The following is a 12,111-nucleotide window of genomic DNA, read 5'->3' on the forward strand; positions in this document are numbered from 1 at the left end:
ACCCGAGCCGGGCGGGGCAGCGACCTTTTCAGTGCCTGAAGATGACGCTCAACTAGCGTCAGGCCAAAAATCTTCGGCAACCGCCCGCAATGGACGGCATCGATCCAAACCAGCATTTATTGGGATTCCCAGGGAAATTTCATTGGCGCGTCATATCATGCGGCTTGCATTCGCCTCAAGCATATGCTGCCTGGGACATAGCAATTTAAGCCTATAAACTGGTTTGTTTGTTGGCCCAAAGCGTCCGAATCCGGGCAAGGGCGTCCTCGCGTTCCGCCGCCAGTGCCCGGAAAGCCGCCAGGATCTTCTCAGGTTGGGGCAGGTTCGATTGGGCAAGTGGCAGGGCTACCCCAAGGTCGATGAGGCGCCGTTCCACCTGATCGATATCGCGCCGGGGCCGCGCTTTGCCGCGTCGGGTCCAGAAATCGTAGAGCTTGTCGAGCGGATCCGCCGGCAGGTCGGCGTCGAGCCGGGCTTTCCGCCGCAGTCGCCAGTTGCGCGACATCGCGGATTTGAGGCCCGGTTTCATCCTGGGTGGAATTTTTGGCAGATGGAAAAGATAGACCGGCTTCTGCCGCGTTGCTGCCTCAGCCACCATGGAGGCGCTGTCGACCGAGACCACGAAATTGTCGGCCAGGGCAAGCATGGCAGAGTAGGGATTGGCCTCATTGCGGGCGAAGGGAACGAAGATATGGTGCCCTGGGGCCGTGCGCTCCATGCCGACGCGCAATGCAGCGGTCACCTCGTCCGGCGTTCGTGGTGAAGTCGTGATCAGCAGGCTGCCGCCTGCTTTGGCGCGGAAGGCGCCCAGCTCCGCCAGCAGCCGGTCGGCTTCCGCCGGACCGAATGCCAGCTGTGGCGTAGGTCCCCCAACCAGTACCGCCGTCCAAGGGCGGGGAACCCCCGCAAACTGGTCGTGCCAGGCGGCGGCCGCTTGTCCAAGCGCCTCGGCATCGATGGAAACAAAGGGCAGGGTGACTTCCGTCACATTCTCTGCCTCCGGCAAGTTGTATTGAGGCGTGGTAATGACGAGGTCGAACAGACTGAGATCCACCCGCGGGCGCCCCAGATGAATATGGAGGGTGGGCTTGCCTGCTTGCGCCCGGATCCAACGCACGACCGGGACCGACCGGCGGCCGATGGCGATGATGGCATCCGGCCACGGCGAGGTCAGGGGATCGCTTGCCTGGAGGTCGACGCCGGTCAGGCTGGCGCCACGGTCTTTGAAGTCGACCGCGCAGGTCTCATCGTAGCGAATCTGCTTGACCGTCCCCGGCCAGCCGAGCGCACGCGCCAACGCCAGCACTTGGGCATTGTCGCCGGTGCGCTCTCCCAGGATCAGCCAGGTGGCGGGCGGTATCGCAATGTTCGGACCGGTCATGACCGGCGGACCTTAGCAACCGAATCGGAAGGCGCCAAGGCAGCGGAAAAATTCGCGCGGAAGCTGTCGGGCGCCCAAATCCTGTCGCAATCATCGTGTATCAAATCGTCTCGTCGACGCTATACTCGGCAGCCAAGGATTTGCGGGACGGGCAATCCGGCCATCGGACTTCGACACGGTCATCAGCCACACTCGTTCATGCGGGACATTTGACATGCGTGCGCCCATCTATCGCCTTGGTTTTCTCCTCCTGCTCGTCATTCAGCTTCTCCTGCCGCAAGGCGCCAGCGCCTTCGACCTTACCGATATCGCGCGCGAAGCCGCGGCCTACCGTGCCGAATTACTGGCGGCGGCGAAGGGGGAGGATCCGCACCGCATCGACCTCCTGGTCCAGCAATCGAAATCCGAGGCCGATGCCAGGCGCTTTGCCGAAGCCGCGTCCTTGCGCGCCCGGGCCATCGGTCTGGGCGACGAGAGCTATGACAGCTGGATCACTTTCGCCGGCCTGCTGGAAGGAGCGGGCGAAAAACGCAAGGCAGCCTTTGCCGCTTACCGCGCCTTTATCGAGACCGACCAATACGAATTGCAGGCGGTTGCGATGAAGATGGTCGCCAAGCAGTTCGATAATCTGGATGAAAAACGCTTGGCTCTGGCGGCCTATGAGGAAGCACAGCGCTACAATTACGATGATCAGGCGGCGACACGCGCCGAGCAGATCCGCCAGATGCTGGCCTTTTCGCTGACCAGCACAAAGCTCAATACAGAGGGCGAGACGCCCGAGGCCTGTCTTGAGTTCCGCAGCGACCTTGCCACGCCGGATATCGTGAACTACCCGGATTACGTCCGCATCGAACCGGAGGTGAAGGCGACCTATCGCGTTTCGGGCTACCAGCTTTGCGTCGGGAATCTCAGCTTCGGTCAATCCTACAAGATCACCGTGCTGAAAGGGCTGCCGGCGCTCGACACGCAGAAGCTCACCGAGAACGAGGAATGGGCCTTTGCCATCGGTGATCGTGCGCCCAGTATCGGTTTTCGCAACCAGGCCTATGTTCTGCCCAAGATCGGCAGCACCGGCGTTCCGCTGATCACCGTTAATATCGACAAGGCCATGCTGCGCCTGCTGCGCATCAATGATCGCAATCTGATCAACGAACTCTATGATGGCCGCTTCCTCAATAACCTCGAGGAATACGACCGCGCGCGGATCGCCGAGAAGGCTGGCGAGGAGATCTGGACCGGCGAGATGGATGTGGCCATCGATCGCAACAAGCGCGTCGTGACGGCTTTCCCGATCGACGAAGTCGTTCCGGATACCAAGCCCGGTATCTATATCCTGATGGCGCACAATGCCGCCGACGAACAGTCGGAGGATGATTATTCCTGGCGCTGGCAGCCGCAAGCCACGCAATGGCTCGTCGTCTCCGATGTCGGCCTGACCGCGTTCAGTGGAATGGATGGGCTGAGTGTCCAGGCGCGCTCGTTGGAAACCGGGCGGCCGATGCATCGGCTTGAACTGCGCCTCATCGCCCGAAACAACGAAGTGCTGGCCAAGGCGCTGACCGATACCGCCGGCATGGCGCAATTCGATCCCGGCCTGCTGCGCGGGTCGGGCGGCCGCACGGCGACGGCCGTAATGGCCTTCCGTCGCGACGGCGATTTCAGCTTCCTCGATATCAGCGGTCCGGCCTTCGACCTGTCCGACCGCGGTGTGGGTGGCCGCCCGATGCCGGACGATATCGACATCTTCTTCTATACGGACCGCGGCGTTTATCGGCCGGGCGAGACCGCGCATGTCATGGCGCTCGCGCGTGACCCGTCGGCCGACATGCTCGAGGGGCAGAAGCTCACCTTCCGCCTGTTGCGTCCCGATGGCATCGAGGCACGGCGCTTCGTCGATCTGGCGGATACCGGCGGCGGCTACAGTGTCGATATCGATCTGCCGAATTCCGCCCGCACCGGCCCATGGACTCTCGAAGCCTATCTCGATCCAGAAGGCGCGGCGCTTTCCAGTACCCAGTTCCTGGTCGAGGATGTTGTCCCGGCTCGGATCGAAGCCAGGCTCAGCGCCAAGGAAGATGTTCTGGTGCCGCCGGTTCCGCTGCCGGTGCAGATTGAGGCGAAATATCTCTATGGCGCTCCGGCAGCCAACCTGCCGGTGAAGGCTGAGATCGTCATCGCCGCCGACCCCAAGCCGTTTCCGGATATGGTGGGCTACCGTTTCGGCCTCGCCGACGAGAAGATGGAGTCGGAGCGCCTCACCTACGACGATACCAGCACGGACGATCAGGGCCGGGTGGAGTTCGACATGTCGTTCGATACGGTGCCGGAAGCCCAGGTGCCGCTGGCGGCGACCCTGCGTGTTGAGGTCTATGAGTTCGGCGGCCGGCCGGTCATCGAGACGCTGACCAAGCCGATCCGCGACAGGGACCTCTATCTTGGCATCAAGCCGCTTTTTGCCGACGACCGCGCCCAGGAAGGATCGATGGCGGAGTTCGAGGTGCTGGCCGTCGGCCGCGACGGCAAGGCCAAGGCACAGCCGAAACTCTCATACCGCCTGGTGCGCGAGGATTGGGATTATGTCTGGTTCTATCGCGACAATCGCTGGGACTATGACTATATCGTGCGCGATGCCGAATCCTCGACCGGCAACCTTGATGTGGCCGCCGACCTGCCGGGCAAGCTCAGCCTGCCGGTAGATTGGGGCCGCTATCGCCTTGAAGTATTCGATGCCGCCAGCGGTGCCGCCAGTTCCGTGCGCTTTTACGCCGGCTGGTGGGCGGCGCCTGGCACGGGCGGTACGCCGGACAAGCTTCAGGTCGTGGCCGACAAGGACCTCTACACCGCCGGCGACAAGGCCGAAATCCGCCTCAGCGCTCCCTTTGCCGGCGAAGCGCAAGTGACGGTCGCTACTGACCGCATCGTCGACAGCTTCGCCGTCTCGTTGCCCAAGGACGGCAAGACGATCAAGATTCCGGTCGATAAGAAATGGGGTGCCGGCGCCTATGTGCTGGTGAATGCCTATCGCGCCGGCAAGGGGAATGAGCATGGGCCGGGGCGCGCCATCGGCCTGGCCTGGCTGGCGATCGATCCGCAGCCGCGCAACTTGCAGGTCTCGATGAATGTGCCGGAAACGATGCAGCCGCGCCAATCCGTCGAAATTCCGGTGACCGTTACCAACCTGGCCGGCAAGGACGCCTATGTCACCTTGGCGGCGGTGGATGAGGGCATCCTGCAGCTCACCGATTTCGCGACGCCCGATCCGCTGGACCATTATTTCGGCAAGCGGCGTCTCGGCGTGGAGATCCGCGATCTCTATGGTCAGCTCATCGACGGCAAGGAAGGCAAGCGCGGCACAATCCGCAGCGGCGGTGACGGTGAAGGCCTGGCCAAGCGGGGGGCGCCCAAGGAAATCAAGCTGGTGGCGCTTTTCTCCGGCATCGTCAAGCTCGATGCTCAAGGCAAGGCGCTCATCAAGTTCGACGTGCCGGACTATAATGGTCGCCTGCGCCTGATGGCGGTCGCCTGGGACGATCAGAATGTCGGCGCCGCCGAAGCGCCGCTGGTGGTACGCGATCCGGTCGTGGCTCTTGCTTCCGCCGCGCGGTTCCTGGCGCCGGGCGACAGCAGCAACGTTTCCCTTTCGCTGCAGAATGTCGAAGGTGCCGCCGGCACCTACGAGATCGACCTTAGCGCCAGCGACAATCTGCGCCTCATTGGCGAAACGCATCTCAGTATCGAGCTTGCCAAGGGCGCCGGCCACAACTGGCGCGCTGGCATCCAGGGCCTGGCGGTGGGTGAGGGGCATGTCATCCTGGCGATGAAGGGGCCGGAAGGTTTTACCCTGACGCGCCAGATCAATCTGCCGGTGCGACCGGCGCAGGCGGCCATTGCCCAGACGCTGACCCAGCGCCTGCTGCCCGGCGCGCCGCTCAAGGTGTCGGCCAACGCCATGGCCGATTTCCTGCCGGAGACGGCGGATTTGCGCCTATCCTTCAGCGCCCATCCCAATCTCGACGTGCAGAGCGTGCTGGCCGACCTCTATCACTATCCCTATGGCTGCCTCGAGCAGACGACCAGCGTCGCATTTCCGCTGCTCTTCACCAACGAAGTGGCCGAGATATGGAGTCTTGAAAACAAGTACGCCGCGAGCGATCCGAAGCAGGTCCAGCGGGCGATCGGCCGCATCCTGGAACGCCAGCGCAGCGACGGTCTGTTCGGCTTGTGGACGAGTTTCAGTCCGCCCGAAAACTGGCTCTCGGCCTTTGCCATGGATTTCCTGACCCAGGCGCGGGCCCGCGGTTACGATGTGTCGGACATCGCCTACAATCACGGGCTTGATGGCCTGCGCTATGTGGCGACCGACTACAACAACGACAGTGCCGACAATCTGGCCGCGCGGGCCTATGCGGTCTATGTTCTCGCCAGGGCCAAGGAGGCCAAGCTCAGCGAGCTGCGCTATCTCGCCGACAATTATCTCGACCGCATGCCGACCGGCCTCGCTTTGGCCCAGCTCGGAACGGCCCTTGCTCTCAATGGCGATATGGCGCGCGCCAATGCGGCTTTCGATGCGGCCCTGCTTGCCGCCAACAGGGCCCGGCGCCCCTTGCTGGATTACGGTTCCGATCTGCGCGATATCGCCGCCATCGTCACCCTGCTCAGCGAGGCGAAGCTGCCGGGCCGCGATCCGACTCTCTATCTCGATACGCTGGCGAGCCTGCAGGCGGGCCGTGGCTATCTCAGCACGCAAGAGCAGGCCTGGATCCTCATGGCGGCCAAAGCGACGACGGCCGGTTCGCAGCCGGAGATCAGCATCGGCCGGGACGCGCAGGCTGGCATCAAGCAGGTAAAACCCTATTACCTGCACATGGCGTCGGAGGAGCTCGGCGCCGGCTCGGTCTTCACCAATAACGGGTCCGAACCGGTCTACGCCAAGGCGACGGTAGCCGGTGTGCCGATTGCCGACCTGCCGCCCGAGCAGAGCGGTTTCGAGATCACCCGCGTCTTCTACACGCTGAACGGCGAACCGGCGGACCTGAGGAACATCCGCCAGAATGATGTGCTGGTCGCCGTGGTGGCCGGCAAGGTAAAGGCGGCGGACCATCGCCGCGCGCTGGTGGTCGATCTGCTGCCGGCGGGCTTCGAGATCGAAAACGAGCGGCTGACCGATACCCGCCGCACGGGCGATCTTTCCTGGCTGCCGCCGCTCTCGTCGCTGACCTATAGCGAGTTCCTCGATGACCGCTATATCGGGGCCCTCGATGTCGACGCCGACACCGAGACGGCGAATTTCAACCTGGCCTATATGGTGCGGGCCGTGACGCCGGGCAGCTACACGGTGCCAGCCGTGCAGGTCGAGGACATGTACGCGCCGGAGGTTCGCGCCAGGGGTGGCCGCGATACGCTGACCGTGGCGCCCTACTGAGGGTGAGGCATGGCGCAAGGGCTGCATCGGCTGAAGCGCGCCGCCATCGTTGCCGGCGGGGTTCTCCTGCTCGCCATGGCGACGGCACTCTTAGCCGACCGGCTCTTTCCGCCATTCATGGGGCGCCTGCGCGATCATTCGACGCTCGTTCTCGCTGCCGATGACAGCGTGCTGCGTGCCTTTGCGACCGCCAACGGAGCCTGGCGCTTTCCGGCCAGGACCGGCCAGGTCGACCCCAAGTTCCTCAAATATCTAAAGACCTTCGAGGACGGCCGCTTCGGTCTTCATCCCGGGATCGATCCTCTGGCCGTCATCCGTGCCGCCTTCCAGGCGGCTGCGGCCGGCGAGATCGTCTCCGGCGCCTCTACGCTCACCATGCAGACGGCGCGCCTCCTGGAGCCCCGACCGCGCGGCTTCCAGGCCAAGGCCGTCGAAGCCCTGCGTGCGCTGCAGCTCACCTGGCGTCTGGGCGGCGAGGGTGTGCTCGATATCTATCTTTCACTGGCGCCCTATGGCGGCAATCTCGAAGGCGTGCGCGCTGCCAGCTTCGGCTATTTCGGCAAGGAGCCGCGTCATTTGACCGAGGCCGAGGCGGCCTTGCTCGTGGCGCTGCCGCAAAGTCCGGAACGGTTGCGGCCGGACCGTTTTCCGGCGGCGGCGAAGAGGGCACGGGACAAGGTGCTGGCGCGTCTCCTGGCCGAAGGCGATCTGGACCAGGCGGCCTACGATGCCGCCGTCGCAGAGCCGATCCCGACGCGGCGCCTGCCGGCACTCAGCGATGCGCCGCATCTGGCCGAACGGCTGCGGCGCGCTTTTCCCGAAGCCGGCGTCATCGGGAGCACGATCGATCATGATCTGCAGCGGAACCTGCAGCGGCTGCTCGCGCGCCGTTCCGTCGGCCTCGAAGCGGGGGCCACCAGTGCCGCCCTGGTCGTGGCCAATGACGGACGCCGGGTACTCGCCTATATCGGATCGGCCGATTACTTTGACCGGCGGCAATTCGGTCCCATCGATATGGTGGCAGCGGTGCGCTCGCCCGGTTCGGCGCTCAAGCCTTTCATCTACGGCATGGCGTTCGACGAACTCGTCGTGCATCCCGAGACCATCATGATCGACCAGCCGATGCGCTTTGGCGAATGGGCGCCGGAGAATTTCGACCATCTTTTCCGCGGCGAGATTCCGGCGCGCGAGGCGTTGCAGCTGTCGCTCAATCTGCCGGCGGTAACCTTGATGGACGCCATCGGCCCAGCGCCTTTCGCCCAAAAGCTATCGGATGCGGGTTTCCCATTGCATCTCCCAAAGGATGCTGGAAGACCGGGACTGCCGATCGCCCTTGGCGGCGTCGGGGTCACGCTGGAGCAAATGGTCTCGCTCTACGCCGCCTTCTCGGAACAGGGCACGGTGCGCGCGCTGCGGCTTGTGAAAGATCAGCCGGCGGCCGAAGCGAAGCCGCTCATCGGCGCGCTGGGCAGCTTCTACGTAACCCGCATCCTCGAAGACACGCCGCCGCCATCGAGCTGGCTGGCCTGCGGCAATCGCAAGCTGGCCAGCCGCATCGCCTATAAGACCGGCACGTCCTACGGTTACCGCGATGCCTGGGCCATCGGCTACACCAAGGATTACACGATCGGCGTCTGGGTCGGCCGGCCCGACGGGTCTTTTTCCGGCGGCCGCATGGGCCGCGAGGCTGCGGCACCTTTGCTGTTCGAAATCTTCGACCAGCTGCCGCCGAGCGGCAGCGCCCTAGCGGGGAAGCCGCCCGCGGGCACGCTGCTGGTCGGCAATACCGCTCTGCCGGCCAATCTGCAGCGCTATGACAGCGGACCGGCCGCGGCGGCGGCGGAGCGATCGCGGAACCGCCTGCGCATCGCATTTCCGCTCGACGGGGCCACGGTGCCGATGCCCGAAAGCGAAGTGCCGGTGCTCTTGGTGCTGAAGGCCGAGGGCGGCAATCTGCCTCTCAGGTGGCTGGTCAACGGCAAGCCGGTGAGCTCGCCGCCCTATCTGCGCCAGGCGCAATGGGATCCGGACGGGAAGGGTGCGCAGCGCGTCACGGTGATCGATGCCGGCGGCCGTTCCGCCAGTGCCGAGATCTGGCTGAAATAGCCTATTTCCAAAGGCCTTCGCGCTTCAGATCGCCCATCACTTCGGCGATGCCTTGGCGGAGAATTTCGACCGAACTGTCAATCTGCGCCCGGTTGATGATGAGCGGCGGCGACATGACGATGAGGTGTCCCATCGGCCGGGCCAGCAGACCCTTGGTCTGGCATTTCTCGAAAATGCGTTTCCCGACATTCCACTCCGCCGGCGGCACGGTCTTGTTCTTCTTATCGGAGGTGCATTCGACGCAGACCATGAAATGGCTGCCGCGCACATCGCCGACCATGTCGAGTTCGATCAGTTCGCCAAGACGCTCGCGGAAATAGGGCCCGGTCTTGCGCACATGCCCGCAAATATCTTCGCGTTCGAAAATATCGAGATTGGCCATGCCTGCGGCACAGGACACCGGATGCGCGGAGTAAGTATAGCCGTTGGCAAAGGTCTGGCCCCGACCGGCCTTGTCGGTCAGCGTCGAATAGAGCCGGTCCGACACGATCATTGCGCCCAGCGGCACATAGCCCGAGGTCAGGCCCTTGGCGCAGGTGATGATGTCCGGTTCGATATCAAAGACGTTCTTCGATGCGAAGATATGGCCCAGCCGCCCGAAACCCGTCACCACCTCGTCCGAGATATAGAGCACGTCATATTTGCGGCATATCTCCCAGGTGCGGCGCTGGTAACCGGGCGGCGGCACGATCACACCGCCTGAGGCCAGTAACGGTTCGGCGATGAACGCCGCTACCTTGTCGGGACCGAGTTCAAGGATCTTGTCCTCCAAATCCTTCACCTTGGCATCGCAGAACGCTTCCAGCGACATCCCTTCGGGCCGGCGATAGGGATTGGGTGCCGGCAGATGGTGGATGAAGCCGGTTTCGAGATCCATATTGCCGCGGTCGGCCGGCTTACCGGAAACCGAGGCAGTCAGGTAGGTCGAGCCGTGATAGGCATATTCGCGCGTGATGATCTGCTTCTTTTGCTTGCGACCATGGAAATTGTTGAAGAAGTGGACGAAGCGCAAAGCTGAATCGACGGCGGTAGAACCGCCGGTCGTGAAGAAGACGTGCTTCAAATCGCCGGGCGTATGCTGCGTCAGCCGGTGCGCGAACTCGATCGCAGGTGGATTGCCGATGACACCGAAGGGCGAAAAATAGGCCATCCGCCGAGCCTGCTCGGCCATCGCGTCGGCAATCTCGCCGCGCCCGTAACCGGCATTGACGCACCACATGCCACCGATGCCGTCGAGCATCTTCGCGCCGTGCACATTGTAGACATAGGCCCCTTCCGCGGCCGATACGATCAGCGGTTCGGTGTCCTTGACCAATCCCAGATCGACCCAGGGATGGATCAGATGCGCGCGGTCCTTGGCGGCGAGATCGGCCGCATCGAAGGCGGTATTGGGCAGCATGAAAGGCTCCGGAAAACGGTCACTCTGTCTTGAGGGATTTCTTGGCGAGTGACTTGGCGTCGTCGATATCGTCCTGCGACATGTTTGCCGTCAGCGTCGATATCAATTGCTGGGCCCAGATCGTCACGGGCTGGCCGGCCGGCCCTTTGGCGGCCAGGCTGCCCCAGCGATAGGCCTCGATCATATCCTGCGGCACGCTCGGGCTGTTGAAGTAGAGGTTGGCGGCCTGATACTGGCCCTTGGCATTTCCGCTCGCCGCCGCCATCAAGTACCATTGTAAGGCCTGCACATCGTCCTGGGGCACGCCTTGGCCGTAATCGTACATGCTGCCGACCAGCACCTGCATGTTGGTGTTGCCGGAATCCGCCAGCGACTTGAAGGCGGCGAGTGCCTCCTGATACTGGCCTTGCTCAAAGGCTCTCCAGCCTTCCGCGGCCTTGTCGTCGTTGGCGGCTACCGCGCGCGCGAAGTTCGATTGTTCGTTCAGCGTATATTGCGGCGCCTCGCCCGCGGCGATCGTCGGCTGCGCGGCCGTCGCCGGGGCGGTCGGCGCCGGGCTGCTCGCGGCGGTACTCGTTTCCACTGCAGGGCTGCTGGCGGGTGTGCCGGCAGCGGCGGGGGCGGTGGAGCCGATCACCGGCGTTCCAGCCGGTACGGGCGACGCCCCGGCAGCGGCGGATTGGGTGACGCTGGGTGCCGGGCCGCAGCGGCGATAGGCGATGCCCAGCAGCGATTTCGGCATGGATTGCGGAATGCTGACGATGATCATCTTGTCGGCGCCGCTGCGTTGATAAGTGTATTGCTGCGGCGCGCCATCGCTGCCCGTGGCGGTGACGACGATATTGTCGCCGGAAATCCGGTAGGTCGAAGCGAGACGCACGGCAATCTGCCCGTCGAACCAACTCAACGTTTCGCTATCGGTGAATTCGACGCCGCCGCCTTTCGGGCAGCCCAGCGACGGTCCTTGCCATTGGCCGATCAGCCAATTCCCGTCGGCGCGCGGCGCTGCCGGCTGCATCGGCGTTACTGCGGCTTGCTGGACTGGTACCGCCGCGGGCTGAGCGGAGGCAACAGGCTGTGCCGGCACTTGATCTTCGGCGGGCATGGTGACCGTGCTGCCACCCAGATCGAGCGCGATCGGCGCATCGCTCGCGGGTGCCGGCACGGGTTCCGCAGCCGGGGCGTCGGGAATGGTCAAGTCGCCATCGCTGGAACTTGCCGTGCTGGAAGCGGCCGGGGTGGCGTTGTCGACGGGTTGCGCCAGGACGCCGGTGGTGCTCGGCGCACTGAATGCCGGCAAGGTGGTGGCCGCCGCGGAATCCGATGGCGGTGTCGTCGCCGGGCGCAGATGGTCGAGCAGGGCGGCGGATTGCTGGTCGCCCAGGGCAGCGGCCTTCTCATACCATTGCCGGGCAAGATCCAGGTCGAAGGGGACGCCATGGCCCGTGGCGTATTGATTGCCCAGGTTGCGCATGGCCAGCGGCAGGCCCTGTTGCGCCGCCATCTCGTACCAGCGTGCCGCCTCGGCATTATCCTCCGTGACGCCCAGTCCATGGTCGAAAAGGGCGCCAAGGCTGTTCTGTGCCACGGCATCGCCAGCTTCGGCCAGCGGCAGCCAAGCATCGTAAGCGGCTTGGAAATCGCCCTTGTAATAGGCATCGACACCGCTCTGATAGTCGGCCCAGGCTGGCAGTGCCGCAAAACTGAGCGCTCCGACCGAAATCGCGAGGCGCAGACAGCCGCCGACCATGAGATTGCGCGTGATTCGGATCACTGATACCCCCAAATGCCTTCCATTTCGGT

The 12,111-nt window shown here is 63.9% G+C and carries 5 protein-coding genes; 2 read left to right on the top strand and 3 right to left on the bottom strand.

Features of this window, described 5'->3' with window-relative positions; all coding sequences use genetic code 11:
- Nucleotides 1-211 precede the first annotated feature (211 nt).
- Nucleotides 212-1,381, bottom strand: coding sequence for a mitochondrial fission ELM1 family protein (locus tag ACE3TY_RS10440; RefSeq protein ID WP_374652969.1), 1,170 nt, complete (start codon nucleotides 1,379-1,381; stop codon nucleotides 212-214).
- A gap of 214 nt (nucleotides 1,382-1,595) precedes the next feature.
- Here ACE3TY_RS10440 and ACE3TY_RS10445 point away from each other — a divergent pair, with 214 nt between their 5' ends.
- Nucleotides 1,596-6,803, top strand: coding sequence for an alpha-2-macroglobulin (locus tag ACE3TY_RS10445; RefSeq protein ID WP_374652970.1), 5,208 nt, complete (start codon nucleotides 1,596-1,598; stop codon nucleotides 6,801-6,803).
- A 9-nt stretch (nucleotides 6,804-6,812) separates the two neighbouring features.
- On the top strand, nucleotides 6,813-8,909 hold the full coding sequence (pbpC, locus tag ACE3TY_RS10450) for a penicillin-binding protein 1C (protein ID WP_374652971.1): 2,097 nt from the start codon (nucleotides 6,813-6,815) through the stop codon (nucleotides 8,907-8,909).
- A 1-nt stretch (nucleotide 8,910) separates the two neighbouring features.
- On the opposite strand, the gene ACE3TY_RS10455 is transcribed toward pbpC, so the two are convergent.
- Both ACE3TY_RS10455 and ACE3TY_RS10460 read right to left on the bottom strand, forming a co-directional pair.
- On the bottom strand, nucleotides 8,911-10,308 hold the full coding sequence (locus tag ACE3TY_RS10455) for an aminotransferase (RefSeq protein WP_374652972.1): 1,398 nt from the start codon (nucleotides 10,306-10,308) through the stop codon (nucleotides 8,911-8,913).
- Between the two features lie 19 nt (nucleotides 10,309-10,327).
- Nucleotides 10,328-12,082: a tetratricopeptide repeat protein gene (locus ACE3TY_RS10460; RefSeq protein WP_374652973.1), complete on the bottom strand. Its 1,755-nt coding sequence runs from the start codon at nucleotides 12,080-12,082 to the stop codon at nucleotides 10,328-10,330.
- Between the last annotated feature and the right edge of the window lie 29 nt (nucleotides 12,083-12,111).

It is taken from the genome of Dongia sp. (genome assembly GCF_041918875.1).
GTDB lineage: Bacteria > Pseudomonadota > Alphaproteobacteria > Dongiales > Dongiaceae > Dongia.